Source organism: Microbulbifer maximicatervae (SeqCode) (assembly GCF_052467065.1).
In genome coordinates this window covers 951,969-974,320 of record NZ_CP174299.1, presented here as the reverse complement: position 1 = coordinate 974,320, position 22,352 = coordinate 951,969, and the positions used below count along the sequence as shown (strand labels likewise).

Annotated in this window: 23 protein-coding genes; 6 read left to right on the top strand and 17 right to left on the bottom strand. The window is 48.8% G+C overall.

Annotation, left to right across the window (positions count from 1 at the left end):
* Nucleotides 1-237: 237 nt before the first annotated feature.
* The 7 genes from ACJJI1_RS04420 to ACJJI1_RS04390 form a co-directional block, all read right to left on the bottom strand.
* On the bottom strand, nucleotides 238-840 hold the full coding sequence (locus ACJJI1_RS04420; RefSeq protein WP_444958650.1) for a glutathione S-transferase N-terminal domain-containing protein: 603 nt from the start codon (nucleotides 838-840) through the stop codon (nucleotides 238-240).
* An 83-nt stretch (nucleotides 841-923) separates the two neighbouring features.
* Entirely contained in the window at nucleotides 924-1,175 is a 252-nt protein-coding gene (locus ACJJI1_RS04415; RefSeq protein ID WP_282931240.1) for an HP1242/YdcH family protein, read from the bottom strand.
* A gap of 314 nt (nucleotides 1,176-1,489) precedes the next feature.
* A complete protein-coding gene (locus ACJJI1_RS04410) occupies nucleotides 1,490-2,182 on the bottom strand; it encodes a TetR/AcrR family transcriptional regulator (RefSeq protein ID WP_413663333.1) in 693 nt (230 codons plus the stop codon).
* 205 nt (nucleotides 2,183-2,387) lie between these two features.
* Nucleotides 2,388-3,407 carry a cytochrome d ubiquinol oxidase subunit II gene (cydB, locus tag ACJJI1_RS04405; protein ID WP_444915521.1) on the bottom strand — a complete coding sequence of 340 codons (1,020 nt, stop codon included), beginning with the start codon at nucleotides 3,405-3,407 and terminating at the stop codon, nucleotides 2,388-2,390.
* Entirely contained in the window at nucleotides 3,404-4,792 is a 1,389-nt protein-coding gene (locus ACJJI1_RS04400; RefSeq protein WP_444896088.1) for a cytochrome ubiquinol oxidase subunit I, read from the bottom strand. The genes cydB and ACJJI1_RS04400 overlap by 4 nt, the downstream gene beginning before the upstream one ends.
* 317 nt (nucleotides 4,793-5,109) lie before the next feature.
* Complete coding sequence (locus ACJJI1_RS04395; RefSeq protein WP_282931244.1) at nucleotides 5,110-5,667, bottom strand: GbsR/MarR family transcriptional regulator; 558 nt, start codon at nucleotides 5,665-5,667, stop codon at nucleotides 5,110-5,112.
* 124 nt (nucleotides 5,668-5,791) lie between these two features.
* The gene (locus tag ACJJI1_RS04390) at nucleotides 5,792-6,745 is read right to left on the bottom strand and encodes a DUF1853 family protein (RefSeq protein ID WP_444958649.1); all 954 of its coding nucleotides are present in this window, start codon (nucleotides 6,743-6,745) and stop codon (nucleotides 5,792-5,794) included.
* Nucleotides 6,746-7,008: 263 nt separating this feature from the next.
* Between ACJJI1_RS04390 and ACJJI1_RS04385 the strand changes: the two genes are divergently transcribed.
* Both ACJJI1_RS04385 and ACJJI1_RS04380 read left to right on the top strand, forming a co-directional pair.
* Entirely contained in the window at nucleotides 7,009-7,911 is a 903-nt protein-coding gene (locus ACJJI1_RS04385; protein ID WP_444892036.1) for a bile acid:sodium symporter family protein, read from the top strand.
* Nucleotides 7,912-8,122: 211 nt separating this feature from the next.
* Entirely contained in the window at nucleotides 8,123-9,040 is a 918-nt protein-coding gene (locus tag ACJJI1_RS04380; RefSeq protein WP_444958648.1) for a glycosyltransferase family A protein, read from the top strand.
* Nucleotides 9,041-9,120: 80 nt separating this feature from the next.
* Here ACJJI1_RS04380 and ACJJI1_RS04375 read toward each other — a convergent pair whose 3' ends face one another.
* The 3 genes from ACJJI1_RS04375 to ACJJI1_RS04365 all read right to left on the bottom strand — a co-directional run bounded on the left by ACJJI1_RS04375 (nucleotide 9,121) and on the right by ACJJI1_RS04365 (nucleotide 13,649).
* Nucleotides 9,121-11,481: an autotransporter family protein gene (locus ACJJI1_RS04375; protein WP_444958647.1), complete on the bottom strand. Its 2,361-nt coding sequence runs from the start codon at nucleotides 11,479-11,481 to the stop codon at nucleotides 9,121-9,123.
* Nucleotides 11,482-11,632: 151 nt separating this feature from the next.
* Nucleotides 11,633-12,397 (bottom strand): OmpW/AlkL family protein, encoded by a 765-nt coding sequence (locus tag ACJJI1_RS04370; RefSeq protein WP_444958646.1) that lies wholly within the window; start codon nucleotides 12,395-12,397, stop codon nucleotides 11,633-11,635.
* A gap of 322 nt (nucleotides 12,398-12,719) precedes the next feature.
* Nucleotides 12,720-13,649: a LysR family transcriptional regulator gene (locus ACJJI1_RS04365; protein ID WP_444940755.1), complete on the bottom strand. Its 930-nt coding sequence runs from the start codon at nucleotides 13,647-13,649 to the stop codon at nucleotides 12,720-12,722.
* A gap of 113 nt (nucleotides 13,650-13,762) precedes the next feature.
* Here ACJJI1_RS04365 and ACJJI1_RS04360 point away from each other — a divergent pair, with 113 nt between their 5' ends.
* Genes ACJJI1_RS04360 through ACJJI1_RS04345 form a run of 4 tightly spaced genes read left to right on the top strand, consistent with a single transcriptional unit; the run spans nucleotide 13,763 to nucleotide 16,524 of the window.
* Nucleotides 13,763-13,981, top strand: a complete 219-nt coding sequence (locus tag ACJJI1_RS04360) for a hypothetical protein (protein ID WP_444918188.1) — start codon at nucleotides 13,763-13,765, stop codon at nucleotides 13,979-13,981.
* A 2-nt stretch (nucleotides 13,982-13,983) separates the two neighbouring features.
* On the top strand, nucleotides 13,984-14,913 hold the full coding sequence (locus tag ACJJI1_RS04355) for a sodium-dependent bicarbonate transport family permease (RefSeq protein WP_282931252.1): 930 nt from the start codon (nucleotides 13,984-13,986) through the stop codon (nucleotides 14,911-14,913).
* A gap of 6 nt (nucleotides 14,914-14,919) precedes the next feature.
* Nucleotides 14,920-15,411: a 5-(carboxyamino)imidazole ribonucleotide mutase gene (gene purE, locus ACJJI1_RS04350; protein WP_282931253.1), complete on the top strand. Its 492-nt coding sequence runs from the start codon at nucleotides 14,920-14,922 to the stop codon at nucleotides 15,409-15,411.
* A 12-nt stretch (nucleotides 15,412-15,423) separates the two neighbouring features.
* Nucleotides 15,424-16,524: a 5-(carboxyamino)imidazole ribonucleotide synthase gene (locus ACJJI1_RS04345; protein WP_444958645.1), complete on the top strand. Its 1,101-nt coding sequence runs from the start codon at nucleotides 15,424-15,426 to the stop codon at nucleotides 16,522-16,524.
* A 3-nt stretch (nucleotides 16,525-16,527) separates the two neighbouring features.
* Here ACJJI1_RS04345 and mnhG read toward each other — a convergent pair whose 3' ends face one another.
* Genes mnhG through mbhE form a run of 7 tightly spaced genes read right to left on the bottom strand, consistent with a single transcriptional unit; the run spans nucleotide 16,528 to nucleotide 22,271 of the window.
* Nucleotides 16,528-16,872 carry a monovalent cation/H(+) antiporter subunit G gene (mnhG, locus tag ACJJI1_RS04340; protein WP_413663319.1) on the bottom strand — a complete coding sequence of 115 codons (345 nt, stop codon included), beginning with the start codon at nucleotides 16,870-16,872 and terminating at the stop codon, nucleotides 16,528-16,530.
* On the bottom strand, nucleotides 16,862-17,197 hold the full coding sequence (locus ACJJI1_RS04335; RefSeq protein WP_413663318.1) for a cation:proton antiporter: 336 nt from the start codon (nucleotides 17,195-17,197) through the stop codon (nucleotides 16,862-16,864). Before ACJJI1_RS04335 ends, mnhG begins: the two co-directional genes overlap by 11 nt.
* A complete protein-coding gene (locus ACJJI1_RS04330) occupies nucleotides 17,197-17,670 on the bottom strand; it encodes a Na+/H+ antiporter subunit E (protein WP_413663317.1) in 474 nt (157 codons plus the stop codon). Before ACJJI1_RS04330 ends, ACJJI1_RS04335 begins: the two co-directional genes overlap by 1 nt.
* A 21-nt stretch (nucleotides 17,671-17,691) precedes the next feature.
* On the bottom strand, nucleotides 17,692-19,197 hold the full coding sequence (locus ACJJI1_RS04325; RefSeq protein WP_444958644.1) for a Na+/H+ antiporter subunit D: 1,506 nt from the start codon (nucleotides 19,195-19,197) through the stop codon (nucleotides 17,692-17,694).
* Nucleotides 19,194-19,568: a Na+/H+ antiporter subunit C gene (locus ACJJI1_RS04320; RefSeq protein ID WP_444907269.1), complete on the bottom strand. Its 375-nt coding sequence runs from the start codon at nucleotides 19,566-19,568 to the stop codon at nucleotides 19,194-19,196. Before ACJJI1_RS04320 ends, ACJJI1_RS04325 begins: the two co-directional genes overlap by 4 nt.
* A gap of 1 nt (nucleotide 19,569) precedes the next feature.
* Nucleotides 19,570-19,989, bottom strand: coding sequence for a Na+/H+ antiporter subunit B (locus ACJJI1_RS04315; RefSeq protein ID WP_444915528.1), 420 nt, complete (start codon nucleotides 19,987-19,989; stop codon nucleotides 19,570-19,572).
* Nucleotides 19,986-22,271, bottom strand: a complete 2,286-nt coding sequence (gene mbhE / locus ACJJI1_RS04310) for a hydrogen gas-evolving membrane-bound hydrogenase subunit E (protein WP_444940757.1) — start codon at nucleotides 22,269-22,271, stop codon at nucleotides 19,986-19,988. Before mbhE ends, ACJJI1_RS04315 begins: the two co-directional genes overlap by 4 nt.
* Between the last annotated feature and the right edge of the window lie 81 nt (nucleotides 22,272-22,352).

The window sequence follows — 22,352 nt, the reverse complement described above, 5'->3', positions numbered from 1 at the left end:
TAAAATAGACTACATTCTGCTGATGGAGTCACGGCGCCTTAAAATGAGGAATGCGCTGCGCTGTAGTAACGCATCAAGAATGAATGCCGATTCCGAGCTTACCGAGATGTAATCACAGCGAGTCTCAGTTGTAGAGTGTCCTTTCCACCTGACACAATAGTTTACTACTCAGTATTTTGACCTGTTCAGAACAAATAGCGGGATAACTTATTCTTGTTGGTATTCCGCATTCTGTAACTATTCGTGTAGCTGACACTTATTCAGGCTTTCACTTTTTTCCAAATCTTCTGATATGGCCATAAGTCTCGGGTGGTCACTTCTCCAGTCAAAATCTTCATGGCGAAAATCAAGATAGGATAGTGCTGAGCACAAGTTAATATGCGGCAAGCTAAGACTGGCGGGTAATCGGTCCAGGTGATTTTCCAGGTAATCTAGAGATCTCTCAATAGCACTGAAGTAGCGCTGCCACCAAAAATCAGACCTAAGTTCTTCCCGTGCACGCAGCTTTTCCATTTGCAGATGCACTGCTGCGTCCATTAATCCAGAGCTGACACTGTGAAAAGTATAGAGGTCCCAATTGTTGTCCAGTGGTGCAGATAAGTGACCATCCCCTAAGCTTTTATCAAGAAATGCACAGATGACTTCGCTGTCAATGATCGAGGAGCCATTATCCAGGGTTAGGCAGGGGACTTTTCCCAAGGGGTTACTGGAAATAAGTTCGTCGTCATTGTGAAAGGGGTGAGAGAAATGCTCTGTTACCACAGAGTGCAGGCGCTGTTCTTGCACAACAATGCGCGCCTTGCGCGCAAATGGGGAGGAAAAGGTCAGGTACAGTTGCATAGGCCAAGCTCTTTTTGGCTGCGTGCCCTTTCAGCAACTGCAGTGACCGCCAGTGCTGCTACGAGCAACTGTTAACGCGTACTTTAGTGATGGGTAATCACTGAAGTAATGCGGTTATAGAGGTGCTGTTTCAAGTAGGCTCTTTGTTTTTTGAGGCTGGAATAGTGATCGTCGTCGGTGCCAATACCACTATCCTGAAGGCCTCTTATTTGTTTATCCAGTTTGCTGTAAATGTCGTTTTCAAGTTTGAATTGAATATCGTCTTCGATGAGCTGCTTGATTGTGTCTGCATATTCTGGGAAATCCACCGAGAGCTCGTGTGAAGCAATGGGCATAAGGGACCTCCACAATCGATATTAGTTAATGAAGTGTAGGTTCAGTCTTGCCAGTCACAAAAATGCAATTCTAGCGCTGCTTCCCTTAATCAACATAGTTATAAAGTGAAGTTAATATAAGTCTGTATATAGCCATTTGATATATATAAAAGTTGAAGCTATTTTATTAGCAAATATTTTTTACCCTCTTTTTTTTGATTATTGGTAATTGTTAGTCAGGTGAGGCTTAAACAGAGGGCTGGGAGGAAGTGACGGGCACAAAAAAGCCCGACAATTACTTGTCGGGCTTTTTTGTTGCGGTTCTGCTACTGGGCTTAGGCCGAAGCCTCCAGTGGGGCAAAGCGCAATTGGCGCCGCTGCAAAAGCTCACCGAGGTAGAGCTTTAAGTAGGCTGCAGCGGCCCGTTTCCCCTCTGCTGCGGAGTCTTCTGTTATTTTCCCAAAGCGGGAATAAGACTGGGAGCAGAAAGAGTCGTTAATGTTGATGGCACACATAAACCGGTCTCGCCAATCCTGAGAGGGTGGCAACTCAAACTCCCGAGACAGGTTTTTGATCAGAGTATCTGCCAGGCGCCAATTGTTTTCCATTTGTAGTTGGCGTAATGCCCAACTGGACTGAGGTCCAAAATGTACTTTTAGTGCCGCGAGATTCTCTTCATAGTAGCCGCGCACAAGGTCGCACAGCTGATTCAGCATATCCTGCCAGCTTTCTGACGGAGAAAAATCCGAATGGCCCAATACTACGTCACCGAAAGACTTATAGTGACGCTCGGCCAGGGCGGTTAAGCTGGCATCTACACTTGGGAAGAAATGATAAACAGACGCTGCTGGAACACCTGCAACCTGACTAAGGTTTGCGAGGCTAATATCCGTAGAGTCTTGTTCAGTAATTAATACTTCAAGGGCGTCAAGAAGCTTTTCATACTTCTCCCGACCATTTTTGCGTTGTGGTTTGCGCGGACTGGCAGTGTCGCGCCGGCTGATAGCTCGTCGATCGATTTGGTTCAAATTACCTCCCCCTATAGACAAGCGGTACTGGCCATGGGCTAGCATACGCTTTACTTCCATGTAAAAAATTGTCTTTTGGAATTGATTATTATAATCGTACCAAATTCAGGCGAGCAAGAAGAACTTGTTTGATTTGTGGGGTAGTTCCACATTAATTAATTAAATTCGGCTAGCAGGTATTTCTGCCAGCCGAATGGAAATGCAGCTAGTGATAATGTAGCTCTGTCGCCTTTCCTCGGAAGACGTAATAAGAGAAAACGGTATAGGCGAGGATGACGGGAACTACTATTACCGCACCCACAAGAATAAATTTTAATGAGGCGGTGGCACTGGCTGCCTGCCAAATATTTAGTTGGCCGGGAACAATATCAGGGAAAAAGCTGAAAGCCAGGCCGACAAAGCACATCAGAAAAATAACAACGACGGTAAAAAAAGGAACCGCTTTATGTCTGTCCGCAGGCTTAGGCATTCTCGCCAGCAGAACATCATTGGAGACAAAGGCAATAAAGCACAGGGTGGGGACGAGTAGTACAAACATAACCAGAGGGTAGGTAAACCATCGGTCAAATACTGTTGGGTTTACCAGAGGATTGATGGCCGATACTGCAACCACCCCAAGCAGGGTGGCCCGCCCTGCGTAACGGGTCCACGTAGTCGCTCGTTTTTGCAGCTCCGACTCGGTTTTAAGAACCAGCCAGGCGCCGCCAATATAGGCGTATGCGGCGGTAACTCCCAGAGCGCTGAGCGCTGAAAAAAGCTGTGCAGACCAGTCGGGCTTAAAGCCAATCACGTACTGCCCCAGCATGTACCCCTGTGCAAGGCTGGTAATAATAGACCCCGCTTTAAAGGTTCGATCCCAGGTTAGTTTTTTGTCGATGGCAGCCTTGGCACGAAAGTCGAATGCCACTCCTCGCATGATTAGCCCGACCAGCATAATCGCAGCTGGTATATATAGGTGCATTAACACCAGGTTGTGTGCGATTGGGAATGCAATCAGGAGCAAACCGATTGCCAGTACCAGCCAGGTTTCGTTGGCATCCCAAAAGGGGCCAATGGATGCGATCATGGTATCCCGCTGCGATTCCTCCTCTTCTCCCATGGGGAGCAAAATGCCCACACCAAGATCGTAGCCATCCAGAATTGCGTAGACTATTACCGCCAGGCCCATAAGGGCGACAAAGGCGACAGGCAGCCAATAGGCCGCTGCAGAAGCGCTACCGGTCATTTGCCTTCTCCCTTGTCATTTTTCTCGGTATCTTTTGGGCGGTTGGTTAAGCTAGTGCCGGCGAATAGTTCCTGAGTTTCAAACTCCTCGACTTTTACAGACTTCAGGGCCATCACTTTCAGGGTTCTTATGTACGCATAGAGCAATATCACGTAGACAACCAGATAAAGGGTTAGGGAAAAACCGACATGAGAAGGTGGTACTGGAGTAACAGCGTCGGCGGTTTTCAGTACTCCTGTTACGAGCCAGGGTTGGCGTCCAATTTCTGTGACATACCAACCGGCCAAAGTGGCTATCCAGCCGGAGAATGTCATCGCGACCAGGGTTTTGAGCATCCAGCGAGGCAGCTCACCTTTACGCAATAGATAGACCCCTCCCCAAGCGGTTAGCAGCATCAATATGCCTATGCCGACCATAATGCGGAAGGCGAAAAATACGGGGGCTACCGGTGGGTGATTATCGGGGAATTCATTTATTCCCTTGATCTCACCATCCCACTCATGGGTAAGGATAAGGCTGGCCATCTTGGGAATGCCGATCGCCAAATGGTTGGTTTTTTCTTCTCCGTCGGGTATCGCAAATAACAGCAGGGGCGCACCGCGCTCTGTTTCCCAGACTCCCTCCATTGCGGCGACTTTTTGAGGTTGGTGCTCAAAAGTGTTGAGTCCGTGTAAGTCACCCACATAGATTTGAATCGGAATAAAGATGGCAGCGAGAATCAGTCCTGTTTTAAGGGCGAGCCGGGGCGCGCGTTTGGGGTCTCCTTTAAGAATCCGATAAGCGGAAATCCCCGCGACAAAGAAAGATGCCGTCAAACCCGAAGCCAGCAGCATATGTGTAAGTCGGTAGGGGAAAGAGGCGTTAAAGATAATTTCCATCCAGCTTGCCGGGTAGGCGACCCCATCCCGTAAATCGAATCCGGCAGGTGTTTGCATCCAGGAGTTGAGAGCGATAATCCAAAAAGCCGATAGAGTGGTTCCTGTTGCCACAATAAAGGCAGATAAAGTATGTATTTTGCTTGGCACCTTATTAATGCCAAACAACATAATGCCGAGAAAGGTTGCTTCGAGAAAGAATGCAGTAAGTACTTCGTATCCGAGAAGCGGGCCGGCGATATTGCCGACCTGGGCCATAAAGCCGGGCCAGTTTGTTCCGAACTGGAATGACATGGTGATGCCACTCACTACGCCGAGAGCAAATGTCAGGGCAAAGACTTTTACCCAAAAACGATATGCGCGCATCCAGACCGGATTATTAGTTTGGTCGTAGCGTAATTTAAAAAAGAAAACGATCCACGCGAGTGCGATGGTGATTGTTGGAAATAGAATATGAAAGCTGATATTTGCGGCAAACTGTATCCTGGAAAGGATCAGGGTATCTAGCATGAGAGCCTCTGCTGGTCTGAGATCTTTGAACCAGTGAGCCGATTAGCACTTCCTGTGCTAATCGGCACTGCAAGAAAATATAGAGGCAGGTGTGTGTTCCCGCGTATACAATCCTGCAGGAGCCGACTTTGGATCGGCAGCGGCACGGCCTTGTGCCGTTTTTAATCCAGCACTATGGGCTGCTGGATTAAAAATATGCCGGGGCTTTTAGCCATGGATTTGGCCCTATGGGTTTCTCCCCGGAATAAGTGCTTCAGATGAAGGTGTTATTTCGCTTTGAGTGCAGCGGTATATTCCTCGTACTAGCGTTTTTTTCGCTAGTTTGAGGTGTTCTGTCCACCTGTCATCTTACTTTTGAGTTCCAGTAGCTTGACGATACCGGAGCCTAGCTTCATCAATTTAAGCAGGTCCTGGTGTTCTAGCTTGCTGAGTGTGTTGGCAAATTCTTCGAGTAGCTCCAGCAAGCTGTAAACTTCCTGGATTTTTTCCTGTGCCTGGGCATCCAGCTCATCTTGGGGCTCATTGAGCAGCAGCTGGCGAAGCAGACTTAATGTAGGGTCGAGCTCTCGCTTGCGGCGCTCTTCGAAGACAGTGCGAGCGAGGTCCCAGATTGACCCAGCTGCAGTGAAATAATCTTTGCGATCGCCCGGTTGATGGTGCAGCTCAACCAAGCGCCAGGCCTGTAGCTCTTTGAGCCCCATACTGACATTGCCACGACTGATCTTCAGGGCCTGGGCCAATTGCTCGGCATTGAGTGGCGTGGGATGAATGGTGAGTAGGGCAAACATTTGCCCCACCGTGCGATTGAACCCCCAGCGGCTACCCATTTCACCAAAGTGCAGTACGAATGCCTGGGCTTGACTCGATAGTTTCATTTACTTCTTAAGTTTCAGAAATTTCTGAAAATTGTAAATGTAAATTGATCTATGTCAATCACCAATTTAGAAAATAATGTGAGGCCAGCAGAGGCTCCCTGATTCTGATCTGGGGAGAGGCTGGTTATATGCTCAAGCTACTTTTGGCTCTTTGGTACCAGTTGTCGGGCACGATAAAGCCTCTGCAGGCTTCGCCATTTTTATCGACGGCGGCGATGCACAGGGGGTGGGTAAAGCTTTCGGACAGCAGCGCCTCTAGCAATTGATCGGCAGTCATGCCGGTGGTGCTGCTCTGAGGCGCCAGCCAGGCTTGCTTGGGGAGCGCCAGCCACTCGAGAGCACTGCGGTTTGCCTGGCTCAGGGAGAATGACCGAAACTCGGATAACGATATCCACCAAAGATCATGACTGGAGGGCCGGTGAAGTGTATCCAGGGGTTTGAATAGTCTCCCGGGCATTAGCGCCCACTGGCGATCTATCTCTAGGCCGTGCTCTTTCAGCATTGATTGAACTGCCGGCATGTCAATCAGTGGCAGTTGATGATCTGCCATTCTTGCCAGTTTGATATCCAGTCGGTCCTTGATTCCGGGCCCTACCCAATGGATATCGGTAACCTGGAGATAAAATTTTACGGCAATCTCCCAGTGTTCACACTGATTGCTGGGCAGGTGTTGCACGACGAAGTCGAGTTCCCCCAGTGTCTTGCCGCCAGACCTTAGAGGGAGGTTTTGGTAGAGCAGCTGGTAGTCGGGGTGTTTGTCAAAGGCAAATGACCAGAGCCTTTCAAAGTAAGTGCCCAAGCGGTTATTGGGTTTATTGAGGCTGAGTTCGTGCAGGTAATTATCCAGTTCAGGGGAAAGTACATCTTTTACTTTCGGGCAGGAAAAGTATTCCAATAGGGACTTTCGTCGCGTGGGTAGAAGCCAGGGGAGTTGGTTAGCTGCACTAAAAGCTGTAACGGAGCCCTCGCTAGTGGGAATATCCGAACTTCTCACGGACCACATTAAGTTGTCCCAATTATCTACCTGTCCGCTTTTTAGGGAGGAAATCATGGCCTTCTGTATCGTTTCCTGAGTCATTAAACTTCTGTATATTGCTAAAATACAAGACAGATTGGTGAAGTCATCTATGATTGCTTTACCATCTGAACTAAAAATAATAATTACACTTATAAGAATCGATCCGAGCACCAAGAAAATCAGCGAATTACCGATGTCGAAATAAGTCCTCTGGCAGTGAAGTTTCTGCCTTGATTTCGTTATCCATCTCCAGTGCCAGCTGTATTCTGGAAGTTGATTTTGGTCGGGTATTTTTCTTACAGTGACTGATACTGGAGAAAATCGTGGAATCAGGTCCCCTTATTTCGATCGGCTTGCCTATCTCGCTGTTTATCATCATGGTGGGAATAGGGATGACCCTAACTGCCAGGGATTTCCATCAGGTAACGGTAAAGCCCATTGGCCTTATTATCGGAACTTTTACCCAAATTCTCCTGATGCCAGCTATAGCAATTGGCCTCTGCTGGGGATTAAATCTACCACCGGCCATTGCTGTTGGCCTAGTCATTATTGCCGCCTGTCCGGGAGGCACAACATCGAACCTGTTTACCTTGATGGCTCGCGGCAACGTGGCGCTTTCTATTGTATTAACAGTTTCTGCCAGCCTGATTACTATTGCCAGTTTACCGCTTTTCGCAAATTATGCGCTTCGAACTTATTTCGGCGCTGACCAGACTATAACTCTGCCATTCGCCAGTACAGTAGTGATGTTATCCAGTATTGTCCTATTGCCTGTTGTGATAGGGATGCTATTTCGTGCCTGGAGACCGCACCTGGCTCGCCGCGCAGAGGGAATAGTCAGTATTTTTGGCGGGGTTGTATTGCTTGCACTGGTAGCAGGCCTTATCTGGGGAATTCGCGATCGCCTTGCAGACTTGATGGTTCAAGCTGGACCCTCGGTCATTCTATTGAATCTCTGTGGTGTGCTATTGGGGCTTCTTATCAGCCGGGTTGCTGGCCTGCCAAAGCGGGAAGGGGTTGCGGTTGCAACGGAACTCGGTATTAAGAACAGTACCATCGGAATGATGGTAACCCTCACGCTCTTACACTCGAGTGAGATGTCCGTGCCCTCAGCAGTTTACGGTGTATTGATGTTCCCATCTGGCGTTCTTTTGGCGTTATATGGTCGCCGTGGTGCAACGAAAAAACTGGCTTCTGAGACGGAAGGAGCAGGTGAAGTAGGGTAGTAAATGTTGCATTTACCGAAAACTAGACCATACCTTTACTATTGAGGGTGTGGTCGATCTTGGAAAATTGAGCTCGCCTATACCAATTTCTGTTACTGCACTATGAATTTCAATAATTCTAATGTGCGGCCACGGATTACTGAATATCTTTTTTAGGTATATGTCTAAAACCAGGCATTGAGTTGTCTCAACCCCAGATTGTAAAGTCAATATGTTCAAGGGTTTTACGGCGAAGCGCAGCAAGAAAAATACAATCAACAACAACCTAAAATTAGATGCTCTAGTCTGGAAGAGAATATTGGAGCAGTCGACCCTCAGTGGTAGTGATTCTGGGGTAGGTAATGCGGCTAAACACAGTATTGTTGTTTCTCTGACTAGCTATGGAAAGCGAATCCATGATATCCATTTGTGTATCGAGAGTTTATTTCAGCAGTCGCTAAAGGCGGATTTAATTGTACTTTGGCTGTCGACCAAAGAATTTCCAGATTATATGTTGCCCAATATTTTAATGAGGCAGGTGGATCGTGGGTTGAGAATTGAATTTGTTGATGAAGATCTAGGACCTTACACAAAGTATTATTACGCGCTTCAAAAATTTCCTGATAGCTTGATAGTCACGGTGGATGACGATATCCTCTACCCGATGGATACCATCGATATGCTGTATCAGTCATATTTAAAGTTCCCGTCACATATTTTCTGTCATCGAGCTCACAGGATAGGTGTTGATAAAAAAGGCAATATATTGCCTTACAATAAATGGAGGACAACGCGGGAAACTTGGAAGTGCAATATGAATATCAAACCTTCTTATCGCGTTTTTCCTACTGGAGTTGGGGGTGTTTTATATTATCCCGGCTCTTTACATCCCGATGTTCTGAATAAAGATAAGTTTTTGGAGTTATGTCCTAATGCGGATGATATCTGGCTTAAAGCCATGAGTATGAGGCAAGGAGTCCGTTGTGCAAGAGTGCCAGATGTTCGTTTCTGGAGGGATAGGTTTTTAACAATCCCTGGGTGTCAGGCTAGCGGCTTGAAGAAACAAAATTTAAAGGGAAAGTGTGGTAACGATAAGAAAATACGCAGAGTATTCTCTGAATATAATTTATCTCAGTTACTGTTAGAGTGAATAGGCGCTGCTTAATCTAGAGGTAATGTAGTTGTCGCACTCTAAGGTTAATATTTGGCTTTCAGTTTAATCTCAAATTGCTACCACTTATAACGAAATCCTAATTCCAAGCCTCCGGAAAAACTATTCCCCAGGTTTTCCAAACTGCTACTGTAATAAATTTCTGAATAGATAGAACAGTGATCACCGCACTCATCGTAGCTCGCGCCCAAGCGCAATTCACCGTACCAGGTATCAGGTTTTTGACTGAGTCGGGTTTCCGATACGAGTAAATTGGTCCTCTGGTCGATATTGTAAATAAGGCTCGGAGTTGCGAATAGAGAGAACCTTTCCAGGGGAATTGAGCCATACATATTGCGACTACTCTTACGTTGACTCTTGCGCTTTTCAAAGATGGTTCCCAAGCGTAATAGGAAGCCATTGTTATTGATATCTGTAGCTTGTACGGCATAGATATCCTGCAAGTTATTGGCTTCCTCCGAGGTGTAAATCAATTGCGCATGGGGTGTCCAGGAATAGTAATCATGCAGTTTAAAACTCTTTCCGCCCTCGATAGACAAGGCGTAACCAAATGCTTCATCGCTATTATTGAGTTCGCGTAGTGACCTGGCATCCATTTCAAAGTCAAACCAATTTAGCTTAAGTTGACTATCAATAAAAATGCCATCCAATCCATACCAGGTGACAAATGCGCTGACGCCGTAGTTACTCGCATCGATTGAGCCATCACCAAAAAATGAACTCACATCGTTATTTGAATCTCCGTAGTGCAAAGCGGCGCTGCCAATAAGTTGGCTTCCAAACACGGAGACTTGTATTGGTAAATCAAAGCCCACTTGTACTTGATAGTAAGTCTGTTTCCAGTCTGCACGGGTACTGGACTCATTGGGATCAAGAGTAATATGTCGGGCAGAGTTCCTGATCCAAAGTCCACGATTATCAATTGCCTGCTCTTGGGCATCGCTATACTCGCTACTGGCCAAGTCCAAATAGCTTGTGCCTACCCAATAGCGATTGCCCAGGCGGCTGCGCAGTGAAGAGGGAATATTGAGTGTTCTGAGAATTTGCGGGAGGGCTTCGTAGAGTACTGCAGTAGGTTGCCAGCGAATCATACCGCCTTCAGGAAATACCGAAGAGTTATCCACAGTTGAACGCAAATACCAGCTGCCATCATCACTTCCTCCTGCGCCGTTCTGGTGCAATGTGTAAGCATAGGCTCCACCTATCACTGCCTGCTGATCATCTTTACTGACAAAGTCCCCTGCCAGGGTGAATTGTGCATTTGATTCGCCTTTGACGGAAACCACCTTAATACCATTGCCCTCTGTCCGCTTTCCTTTACCTGAGCGGTTAAAGACAGAGATAGTGGTGGTGCCAGAGCTGTCTCCTTCCACAATTAGTTGATCGCTCTGTGAAAAATCATCTTCAAGGACGGCGTCTACCCATAGGCGCCCATTATTAGAGCGGTATTGCCCATAATTTCCATTATCGTCTTTGGCTATGGTGAGGGTGTTGAACCTATTGTTGGATAGATCAATGGTTCCACTATTGGATACATCTCCTGAAATTACATAACTGTCGCTATCAAAAAATGCCTGTCCACCCCAGCGAATATCCAGGCCGAGGGAATTTCCTTCAGAATCGAGACCTCCTCCGACAGCTAAACTGCCAGTGAATGTCATTTTGGAGCTTCCCCAGATAACGACTCTTTCCCAGTTATTTAGAAGAGTCCCATCAACGGAGTAATCCAATTTAAATATTAAATTGTCGACTTCACCATCATTTGCACTGAGATCATCACCACCATCCAGTATTACGTCTCCATCGAAAGAGTGTGAATCTATTAGTAGGGTGTCTGATCCGGAGCCGCCTCGAATTTCGTTACTGATGCCCTCATCCCAATAGATGTAGTCATCGCCGTTTCCGCCATCCAGGTAGTTAAAAATGAACCCTCCATCCAAGGTGATGGTATCGTTTCCTTCTCCTCCCCAGACGTGAAAGGACAGCCCATCGAGTAGAATCAGGGTGTCATCTCCATCGCCTCCATGAATGCCTCCTCCCCCGAGATAATTCCCTACATCACTGGATCGCTCGTCGAGAGTTATCGTATCGTTGCCAGCGCCACCGTCGGCAAATAAGGTAACAACTCCTCCAGTGATAATAATTTCGTCATCTCCCTCTCCCGCAAGTACATTTTCCGCCGTCCCACCGTTGAGAATGATGGTATCGTTGCCGGCATAAGTTTCTATGTCCGCACCATCGGGGTCATTGTCTTCGTCACAGGTGATTTCATCTGCGGCAGAGGTGCCACTATTGCCGGGGTTGCATTGTGCTAGAGAGTTGCGGCTAAAAACAAGCAGTGCAGAAAGCGTCATAATGAGTAGGAATATTTTTACGAATCCTACAGAAGAAAGCTGGAAACCAGTTTTTTGGGGGGACACAGTTATTCCTTTTATTGTGCCAGATAGTTGTAATACCAATTAGGTTTTTAGCGACAAAGTTATAGTTGGGGACAACGCAGCTCGTGTATGAAATAACTTCAAATTTTAAGAGTATTCGCTGTCGCCCAACTGTATGAAATTTCTTCGATAACTAAAATTTAATACCCACCCCGAAATTTATGATCCAGGGGTTGTAGTCAAAATGGGCATAGAGGCGATCCCTACCCAATTCAGTGGGGAAGTCGATAGTGGCATCGGTGTCTGCCAGGTAATAAATCGCGGATGCGTTAAGTAGTAGAGGATATCTCCAGTCGCGGAAATCAAAGATATAATCCAGGCCGGCTTGCAGCCCCCAATCCCACGAGTGCCCCATATTAAATGATCCCGGTGCGACCGAGAGCTCTGAATCTATCAGGTATTCGTTAAACTGGCGGCTGATTTCAACGGTGTGGAAATTGGTGTAATTGATTCCTGCACCGATATAGGGGCGAGCGCGATAGGATGGATCTAAGAAGTACCAGTTGCCGAAAACCATTGTCGTTGTAGTGCTAAAGTCGCCGAGCTGGATTTGGTTTCGCCCAGGGTTGCCGGTGAAATTATCCAGTTTTGTACCATAGCTGGCGCCATTAATATGCATTAATTCTATGCCCCAGCGATCGCTGGGCCGCCACACTCCCGATATTTGCCATGCATGGGTCGTGTCGATTTGCCAACTGCTATTGTATAAATCCCATTGTTGTAAAACTCTATATTTAAGCGCTGTGCCCTCATCGTTTGGCTGAACATAAGTCAGGCCAAAACGAACAATAAATTCACCCCATTCGATATCACGCCAATCATCCTGGGCATGGGTCGATAGTGCTGAGAGAGTGAAAAGTAGAGTAATAATTCCTTTATTAATTCCTTTTGCGGTCATCTCGATATCCATCTCTGAAAATCCGGACACAGGCAAAACAGCTTATCTGCCATTGGTGCTTTGGTTGATAATTATTGGCAGTGCATGGGCCAAGTACCCCAAAAAGTAGCAGGACTGAAAAAGACCGCAGGGAATTTTTCAAAATTTGAGGCCTAAATTATCTAGCTAGGTTTACAGGGAGAAGGGAATTTATAAGGAGAGAAAGAATAATGCGCTTGGTGCCTTTGGGGGTATAAGTGTCTATTCGAGTTTACAGGGAAATTTCCACTGCGAGTCTTGGGTGCAGTGTATTCTTTCCCTCTTTTCCAATGATAAGGCTGGGCTATGGGAGGTTACCCAGGGGCACCTTTTCCAGATTGCGGGCGTACTCCAGGAACTTCTGTGCTGCTGGTGACAGCGGACGTGATTTGCGTCGAGCCAAATACCAGTGGGTGACAATAGGAAGCTCTTCGACATCGAGAATTGACAAGCCTGCGCGTCCGCCAAATGCCAGGGTATGCTCTGATAATATAGAGACCCCCAGACCGGACATAACCGCATGCTTAATGGCTTCATTGCTCTCAATGGTCATACGGAGCTTGAGGTCTACATTGCGTTTGCGCAGGAACTGTTCAATGGCATGGCGTGTACCGGAGCCCTCCTCCCGATGAAGGAACTGACAGCCTGCAAATTCTTGCAGGGAGATTTTTTTGCGGGAGGCCAGTGGGTGGTTCTCAGGCGCTATCGCCAGTAAGCGGTTGGGTAGAAACTCCACCAGCTCCAGGTCCTGGCTCTTTGGAGGGTGGCTGAATACGTAGAAGTCATCTTCATCCTCACCAGTGTAATCAATGATCTGTTGGCGGTTGCCCACCCTGAAGTGGATATCCAGTCGCGGATGCTGCTGATAAAACTCCCCGATCAGGTGGGGGATAAAGTATTTGGCGGTGGTCACTACTGCCAGTTGTAAGCTGCCGGTATCCAACCCTCGCAATTGGGCCAGTTTCAGGTCCAGATACTCGTAACTCTTCAGGATGTCCCGGGCACTTTCTACCAGGGTTTGCCCGGCCTCCGTAAATTGCAGTTGCCTGCCCACCGAGTAATACAGAGGTAAACCCACCGCATCGGAGAGTTTGGCCAGTTGCATCGATACGCTTGGCTGGGTTAGGTGCAGCTTTCTGGCTGCGGCGCTGATATTGCCCAACTCATAGACACAGAGCAGGATCTCCAGTTGTCGAACGGTTCCAATGCGGGCATGGGCACGAGTTAGGGGCACAAAATCACCTGTATAGGTTTGAATTTATAGTTTACATAATAAATATCTATTTTTATCTATCAATAGCAATTCCGATAATGCGTCAATTTCAATAACCAGTGGGGGCATTATCAATGCAGAGATCACAACTCTTCTTTGGCGTGGTTGTCGGCTTGTTAGTTTTATGCGCAGGCTTGTCAGTAAATCTTGCCGGTATGAACGGGGTTCCATTGATGGCTGTAGGCCTAGTGGTGGTTCTGGCCAATGCTGCTTACTGGCTGATGGCGCAGCAAACCCCGAAACGTATACGTATCTCCAATAATCGCTCCAGACAGCGCCGGGGACAGCGATAGAGATGCAGTTGGATATTGTTGTTGGTTTCTTTCTGCTGGGCGCCTTTGCCCAGCTGGTTCGCAGTGACCTGCGTTTACCCAAAGGTCTTTACCAGAGCTGCGTTATCTTCCTGCTAATCGCCATCGGCCTGAAAGGTGGTGCTGCTTTAAGTGCGTATTCCGCTGCCACCCTGGTTCCCCAGTCCCTGGCGGTGGTGGCTTTTGGTGCCCTGTTACCCCTGGTGGCTTTCCCTATCTTGCGCTGGATTGGCAAGTGGTCACGTGTGGATGCGGCGGCAACGGCGGCGCACTATGGGTCTGTCAGTGTTGCCACCTACGCGGTGGCTGTAGCCCTGCTACAGTCACAGAATATTGAATACGAAGCGTATTTCCCTCTGTTTGTAGCGCTTCTTGAAGTCCCGGCAATCATTGTCGGCATGTTGTTGGCACGGCAATCGATGGGCAGTTCGAGCAAGCGCCGGGTGTTTCACGAGGTCACCTGCAACCAGGGAGTACTGTTGCTCCTGGGGGGAATCGTTATCGGAGCCTGGGCTGGAGAGCGCACCGCTTCAGTAATGCCTTTGTTTGGGACCCTGTTTCATGGCATATTGGCGCTCTTTCTGCTGGAAATGGGGCGTGTCGCTGCGGCGCGGTTGGCCGATGTTAGAGGGCAGGGTGCTTTCCTGCTCAGCTTCGGCATTTTTATGCCGCTGATTGGCGGTGCCGCTGGCGGTATCTTGGGGAGTTTGTTGGGTTTGTCGCCTGGTGGTATCTTTCTGCTCGCGGTGCTCGGTAGCAGTGCCTCTTATATCGCTGTGCCTGCGGCTATGTCCGTTGCCCTGCCGCAGGCCAATGCTAGTGTGTCCATCACTTTGTCCCTGGCAGTTACCTTTCCTTTCAATGTGCTGGTGGCGATTCCCGTCTATCTGGCGCTCGTTCAATATTGGAGTTAATCGCAAGTGAAGCCGATTCCTTTTGAAAAAGTCACTATCGTAATGGGTTCCCGCTCGGATTGGGCCACCATGAGCAACGCGACTAAGCCTCTGGAAGAGCTCGAAGTTCCCTTTGCTACTGCTGTGGTTTCGGCCCACAGAACTCCCCAGCGCATGGTTGAATTTGCCAGCCGTGCCCACGAATCCGGTACCGAAGTGATTATTGCTGGCGCCGGCGGCTCCGCCCACCTGCCGGGTATGATCGCTGCTTTGACTCCCCTGCCTGTGATCGCAGTGCCGGTTGAGAGCCGCTTTATGACGGGTATGGACAGCTTATTATCCATTGTGCAGATGCCTCGCGGTGTGGCGGTAGCAACCCAGGCGGTCGGTGCTTCCGGTGCCTACAATGCAGGTTTAATGGCTGCGCAGATGTTGTCTTTGGCTGATGCGGAATTGCAGAAGCGCCTGATCGCCTGGCGTGAGCGCCAGACCGAGCAAGTCCCGATCACGGTTGAGTGATAGGAGATCGTTGTGAGTAAGAGACGAGTTGCCATTATTGGCTGTGGGCAGTTGGCACAGATGATGGCTCAAGAGGGGCAGCCCCTCGGAGTGGAGTTCAGTTTCCTGGCTGAGACCGGTGAAAACACCGACTGTGTGAAGGGACTGGGGACTATCGTGGAGATGGAACCGGGACAGGACCCTGAGGCCTTGTATCAGGCATTGGGACGCCCGGAAGTGATCACCAGTGAGAGAGAGCAAGTGAGTGTGGACTTGCTGCGCTCATTTCAGCCCTTCTGTCCGGTATATCCGGACCCGCATATTACAGAGAAGGCCCAGCACCGCTTGCGTGAGAAGCGAGCACTCACAGACGCTGGACTGCCTGTTGCACCTTTCGCAGCAGCACAGGGTGAAAAAGAGCTGCGGGAAGCGGTCGACCAACTGGGATATCCGGCGTTTATTAAGAGCTGTGAAAATGGCTACGACGGCAAGAACCAATGGTGTGTGAAGAGTGCTGCAGACTTGGATGCTGCCATTCCCCAAGCTGGTGATCAGGAGTGTGTGGTTGAGGCTGGGGTGAATTTCGCCTGTGAAGTCTCCATTATCGGTGCTCGCTCGGCATCCGGTGAAATCAAAGCTTATCCGCTGACGGAAAACCGCCACCGCAACGGCACCTTACTGCTGTCCACCGCTCCCTACGACAACCCGGAGCTGCTCAAGGCCGCAGAGGGTTACCTGGCGACCCTGCTGAAGGACTGGGACTATGTGGGTGTATTGGCCGTTGAATGTTTTGTCAGTGAGAGCGGCCTGATTGTCAACGAAGTGGCACCGCGAGTTCACAACAGCGGTCATTGGACCTTTGTCGGCCCTGAGGCTAGCCAATTTGCCAATCATATCCACGCGATACTGGATATGCCCCTGGGCGATACTGCCTGCCCGGTGCCAGTTGCGATGGTCAATATGTTGGGGGTTGATGTAGCTCCGAAGCAGGATAACGATGGTGTTTGGCTGTACGGCAAAGCACTTCGCCCTGGGCGCAAAATGGGTCATGTCATTTTACAGGACCCGGATATGGAGCACCTGCGTCAGCGCAGCGAAAGTATGATTGAAGAACTTTACGGCGAGAAGATTTAGTGCTTACTGAATATTGCGCATCGGGTTCTTGAACTTGAGTTTGTAGCCGGTACCCCGCCACATGGGAGTGCCGGCTCGATAAGCCGCCCGGGCAATCATATGTACACCGATTGGCACTGTAAGTAATAAGAACAATATGGCGGCTATGGCCCTGGCTGTCACCTGAGCGTCACTAAAAAGAATTGCTACGCCCGCCAGCAATAACCCGCAACACACCGTAGCCCCTTTTCCCGATGTACTCATTCGAGTGTAAAAGTCCGGCATTCGCAGCAAGCCCAAAGCGGCGCTGAACCCAAAAAAACTGCCCACCAGAATTATCAAAGCGATAAAAATTTCATCAAATGTCATCATGATCCCTATGGCTGTGGGTGACTGTGCGCGAGCCGCTTTTTTCAATAAAACGGGCAAAGGCCACACTCACTAAAAATGCGACCAGGGCCAGGGCGATGGCAGCGTCCAGATACACGGGTTGTCCCGAGGCAATTGCCAGTAGTGCACAGTAGGCTACCGCCAAAATATTGAGAACATCCAGGGCGACAACCCTGTCTGCTAAGGTGGGGCCCAAAGCGATACGCAGGAAGCACATCACCAGGGCGAGTAACAATAGAAAAGAAGCAATATTGATTGCTACTGTGACCAGTGGCGAATGAATATCGATAATAGTGAGAAACATCAGGAAACGGCCTCCTTAACCCGTTTCTCAAATCCCTCCCTAATCTCCTCGCGAAAGGTTTCTGGATCACTGACAAACATAGTATGTACGATTAAGGCATCATTGTTGGGTGTGACATCCAATACCATAGTGCCCGGTGTCAGCGAAATTAAATTAGTGAGAATAAAAATCTGGTTTCTATCGAGCCTCTCCATGGGTAGTCGTACTACCAGGGGCCGGCTTTGCAAGCGGGGCGAAAAGACTTCGTAGGCGGCACGCAGGCTGGATAAAACAAGCTCCTCGATAAAGAAAAAGAATAAATGAGCCAAACGGGGCAAGCGGGTAAAGTAAGTCTGTGCCCCGGGTAATATAGGTGAGACTCGCAGTGCCAGAAATCCGATCAGAAAACCAAAGAAAAAATTTGCCATGGAAGCATTGCCGGTCAGGGCCGACCAACTGATCGCGAGCAATAAATTTAATAGAAAAATACGCATTTCTATTTATCCATCCCAAAGTTAATGAGTGGTACCTGGTAACACGGCGTTCAGGTAATCATCAGGCTCCAATAACTCTCCGGCAGCCCCCAGGGAGTATTCGATAAAAGGCTCGGGAACCAACCCCAAAGCCAAAGTGATTAATGCCAATAACGCGACTGGCAACAGCCGCTGGAAGCGCTCTGCGCCGCTGAGGCTATATAAATTTTTGCAGTGCTCCTGGGGGTGTGGCTTCCAGAACGCCTCTGCCCATATTTTACTCATTGAAAACAGGGTAAGCGCCCCGGTAATCAGTGCGACGGCAGCGACGATATAGGCGGCCTGGTCGAGGCTCGCTTTGACTAATAGCAGTTTCGCCCAGAATCCAGATAATGGTGGGAACCCCGCTAAGCTAAATGCGGCGATAAAAAAGAAAGTAGAGAGAAGTGGGCTGGCGCGATATAAACCACCAATTTCATTGAGCTCATAACTGCCAGTAAGGCGCTGGGCAGTACCGCTAATCAGGAATAAATTTGTCTTTGCCACAATATTGTGGACCATGTAGAACACAGATCCGGCCAATGCTAAAGGGCTGTTCAGTGCTAATCCCAATACCAGGAATCCAATCTGGCTGATGATATGGAATGCGAGTATCTTGCGGAATTCGTACTGTGCTGCTGCGCCCAAAACACCCGTCAGCATGGTGAGTAATGCAGCTCCCAATAAAATATCCCGGGTGAAGTCCAAATCATTGGGAAATATTAAAGTAAAGGTGCGAATTAGCGCATAGACGCCGACTTTGGTCAGAAGACCGGCAAATACAGCGGTTACAGCGACCGGTGGAACATGGTATGAAGCGGGCAACCAGAAAAAGAGTGGAAATATTGCCGCCTTAATTCCAAAAGCGCAGATAAAAATAACTGCCAATGTTGAAATCGCGACGGGATTTTGTACCTCGGCCAGAGAAATATGCAGCTGTGCCATATTAAGGGTGCCGGTGAGTCCATAAAGCAACCCGCAAGAGGTCAGCATCAACAGCGTGGATACAAGGTTTAATGCTACATACTTGATGCCACCGTCCAGCTGTATTTTTTCACCTCCCAGCACCAGCAGTGCGAAAGAGGCAATCAGCATCACCTCAAACCACACATACAAATTAAATAAGTCGCCGGTGATAAAGCTACCGCTGACACCGGCCAACAGCAGTTGAAAGAAACTGTGAAAGCCAAGTTTCACCCGCTTCTCACTGATATCTGAAATGGCAAATAGAGAGACACACAGACCCACGATGGCACTGATCAACAGCATTACCGCACTGAGCCGATCGGCGACCAATGTGATTCCGAAGGGAGCCTGCCAGTCTCCCATTTGCCCAGCTTGAGGGCCCTGGCTTTCTACCAGGACAAGAATATAAAGGTTAATGCAAAGGGCGGTAAGGCACCCCAATATCGAAATACCAGAGCAAAGGTATCTACGGCCTCGAGCGGGAAATGTGATTAACGCCGTGGCGATAGGGATTAGGAATGGCAGGGCCAATAACCAACTCAAGTGGTCTTCTTCCTCTTGGGTTTCACAGGCTCGGCAATACGCATGCTATCCACATCCAATGTACCCAGCTCACGGTAAGCCTGGGCGATCAGGGCCAGGGCAAAGGCCAGCAGGCCGAAGCCAATTACGATCGCAGTTAGGATCAGGGCCTGGGGTAGGGGGTTGGCAACGATAATTTGTGGGGCTTCCTGGCCCTCGGGTACCAGGGGTGGTGAGGCGCGAGTCAACCGCCCGGCGATAAAAATTGCCAGGTTGGCGGCATTGCTAATTAGTACCAAGCCAAATAGATAGTGCAACAGGTGGCGGGCAAGCATCAAATATACGCCGGTAGCAATCAGAATACCGACGACAACGGCGAGGGGAGACTCCATATCAACTGGCCTCTTCCAAGGCAAAAATGAGTGTGAGAACGGCTCCGAGTACCGTCAGGTAAACCCCAATATCAAAAAACAAAAGATTGCTGATAATGATTCCGCCATCTTCCTTGCTGCCTACTATGGCAAACCACTGTCCGGAAAAGGGACCGTCTCCCCAAAATAGAGCCATCAATCCAGATAATCCGGCGATGACAACCCCCCAGGCGGCGAGAGTCCCTGGAGGTATGCGCAGAGCACTTTGTGCCGCCTCCATACCCCAAGCCATGGCAAATAAGGCAAAAGCAGAAGCGGCAATTAATCCAGCAATAAATCCGCCTCCGGGATAATTGTGTCCACGCAACAGCATATAAATGGAGAAGACCAAGATCAGGGCTACCAACACACGGGTCGCTGTCTGTAGGATAATAGAATTCACTGCTTGCCCCGTCTTAAATGATGACCGAGTAAGGTCACCGCAGCGACAGCCGCGGTAAACACCACAATAATCTCCCCGAAAGTATCCAGGGCCCGGAAGTCCACCAGAATGACATTGACGATATTGCGCCCATGAGCCTCGGGTACAGCAGCTTCCTTGTAAAATTCACTCACAGGGCTCTCGAATGGGGTTTGCAGAACCACCAGAATGCTAATGGTAAATAAAAGGCCAACTGTGGCACCCAGCAGTGCATCCCTGGGACGAAAGCCTTCCTTCTTGCCGGGAGTAAATACGGGCAGACGCGGAAGAATCGCAGCAATTAATACCAAGTAGAGTGTTTCCACCAGAATCTGTGTAATGGCCACATCCGGTGCACCAAAGAAGAGGTAAATTAGAGCGATACCCACACCGAGAGCGCCGAGAGCGCAAATGGCGGTGAGAGGTTTACGCGCAAAACCCGCAGTAAATGTACCTCCTACCGTCAGCAGTATGGCTGCCCACTCTTTTAAATTGAGTCGTGGCGCAGTGTATTCGAGTGAGAAGTGGCCGGTATGAACAAAGGCATAAAAAAGGGCCATCGAGAGCGTAACAAAAATGACTGTGAGATAACGACGCATAATTCCATTTTGCAATATGCGTGTTTGCAGTGCGGCAAAAGCTTTTAATAGTTCTAAGGATTTATCCCACAGTAGATCGGCGCTAGTTGGCGCATGGGTAAAGTCCCAGTTTAGCCAGGCACGCATACGTTTTAAATTGACATACATAATCACCCCGAGCACAAAAGTAAGAATGCTCATCAGGAGTGGAATGTTAATACCGTGCCAGAGTTTCAGGTCGATGGTTTCCGGAAGGCCAAGTATTGCTGTCAGTGCCGGTTCCACCAGTCCGCCACCGACTAAGTCCGGGGCCAAACCAAATGTGAGGCCGAAGGCGCTTAAAACCAGTGGGCTTATCCACAAACCAGGAGGTGCCCAGCGAATACGACTGGCATCTTTGGGGGGAGGGCCAAAGAAAGGTTTGATGGCCACCATGCCGGCTACTGTCACCGTTACCGCATTGGCAAAAATTGCTGCTGTGCCCACCAGTGCGGGCTCTGAAGCTACCGCCAACGCACCTTCATATTTTAGTTCTTTACCAATAAACCCAAGGAACGGCGGGAATCCGGCCATGGATAGGGCTGAAGCCAGTGCAGCTATAAAAGCAAAGGGCAATAATTTCGCCAGACCGTGCAGCCTGGTTAAATCCCGGGTACCTGTCTGCCGATCGATAATGCCCACCACCATAAACAGTGCGGCTTTATAAAAAGAGTGAACCAGCAAGAAAGTAATTGCAGCGGCGACGGCAGCTGAAGCATCAGAACCCAGAAACATGGTGATAGTGCCCAGAGCGATCACGGTGGTATAAGCGAGGGCCAGTTTCAGGTCTGTTTGACGCAGGGCGGCCAATGCCGCTACTGCGGCAGTGGCAATACCGGTGCAGGTTAAAATCCACTCCCAGTATTCAGTGTGAGCCAGTACCGGATGTAGGCGCGCAAGAAGGTAAATACCGGCTTTGACCATAGTGGCGGAATGTAGATATGCGCTCACCGGTGTTGGCGCCGCCATGGCATTGGGCAACCAAAAATGGAAGGGCAGCTGTGCCGACTTTGAGAATGCTCCGATAAGTACCAGTATCAAGATAGGAAGATACAGTGAACTGGATTTAATCTGTTCCCCTTTAATTAACAATTCTTCAAGATCATAGCTATCGACAATCTCTCCCATTAATAGGAAAGCAGTTAGTAAGCAAAGCCCCCCTAAGGCGGTCACTAGTAAAGCCTGTAAAGCTGAGCGTCGTGCAACAGCACTGGAGTGGTTAAAGCCAATCAGGAGGTAACTTGCGACCGTCGTCACTTCCCAAAACACAAATAAAGTAATGAGATCGGATGCCAATACCAAACCCAGCATTCCGACCATAAAGAGATAGAGATAGAGAAAGAAGCGCCGCAATAGTGGATTCCCGCGTAAATACTCAGCGGCGTAAATGGTGATAAAAAAGCCGATACCGCTGATTAATAAGGCAAATAAAAAGCTGAGGCCATCAATATAGAAGCGTAGGGATACGCCCAGTTCTGGAACCCAGCTAATGCCAAAAGAAAACTCTCTACCAGCGGAAATATCGGGCAGATGAAAAAGCAATGACAAGGCGATAATGGCCGGAGGAATCGGAGAAAGCAGGGAGATCCATCTTCCCGGCGTTTTTTTATCGCCATTGCGACTTTCCATGTCGCCTTCTGATCCCATTATTTTATCCCTGGTGACTCGATGCCTGTATACAGCAGTGATTCACTGCCAAGTTAATAGTTTAGGTGTAAACCAGAGATT

Excerpts from the sequence above, each read along its gene's own strand:
- ACJJI1_RS04330 (WP_413663317.1), bottom strand. The coding sequence starts at position 17,670 with ATGCGTATTTTTCTATTAAATTTATTGCTCGCGATCAGTTGGTCGGCC.
- ACJJI1_RS04355 (WP_282931252.1), top strand. The coding sequence starts at position 13,984 with ATGCAGTTGGATATTGTTGTTGGTTTCTTTCTGCTGGGCGCCTTTGCC.
- mnhG (WP_413663319.1), bottom strand. The coding sequence starts at position 16,872 with ATGACATTTGATGAAATTTTTATCGCTTTGATAATTCTGGTGGGCAGT.
- ACJJI1_RS04415 (WP_282931240.1), bottom strand. The coding sequence starts at position 1,175 with ATGCCCATTGCTTCACACGAGCTCTCGGTGGATTTCCCAGAATATGCA.
- ACJJI1_RS04390 (WP_444958649.1), bottom strand. The coding sequence starts at position 6,745 with ATGACTCAGGAAACGATACAGAAGGCCATGATTTCCTCCCTAAAAAGC.
- ACJJI1_RS04370 (WP_444958646.1), bottom strand. The coding sequence starts at position 12,397 with ATGACCGCAAAAGGAATTAATAAAGGAATTATTACTCTACTTTTCACT.
- ACJJI1_RS04320 (WP_444907269.1), bottom strand. The coding sequence starts at position 19,568 with ATGGAGTCTCCCCTCGCCGTTGTCGTCGGTATTCTGATTGCTACCGGC.
- ACJJI1_RS04400 (WP_444896088.1), bottom strand. The coding sequence starts at position 4,792 with ATGCTAGATACCCTGATCCTTTCCAGGATACAGTTTGCCGCAAATATC.
- ACJJI1_RS04360 (WP_444918188.1), top strand. The coding sequence starts at position 13,763 with ATGCAGAGATCACAACTCTTCTTTGGCGTGGTTGTCGGCTTGTTAGTT.
- cydB (WP_444915521.1), bottom strand. The coding sequence starts at position 3,407 with ATGACCGGTAGCGCTTCTGCAGCGGCCTATTGGCTGCCTGTCGCCTTT.
- ACJJI1_RS04420 (WP_444958650.1), bottom strand. The coding sequence starts at position 840 with ATGCAACTGTACCTGACCTTTTCCTCCCCATTTGCGCGCAAGGCGCGC.
- ACJJI1_RS04395 (WP_282931244.1), bottom strand. The coding sequence starts at position 5,667 with ATGAAACTATCGAGTCAAGCCCAGGCATTCGTACTGCACTTTGGTGAA.
- ACJJI1_RS04335 (WP_413663318.1), bottom strand. The coding sequence starts at position 17,197 with ATGTTTCTCACTATTATCGATATTCATTCGCCACTGGTCACAGTAGCA.
- ACJJI1_RS04380 (WP_444958648.1), top strand. The coding sequence starts at position 8,123 with ATGTTCAAGGGTTTTACGGCGAAGCGCAGCAAGAAAAATACAATCAAC.
- mbhE (WP_444940757.1), bottom strand. The coding sequence starts at position 22,271 with ATGGGATCAGAAGGCGACATGGAAAGTCGCAATGGCGATAAAAAAACG.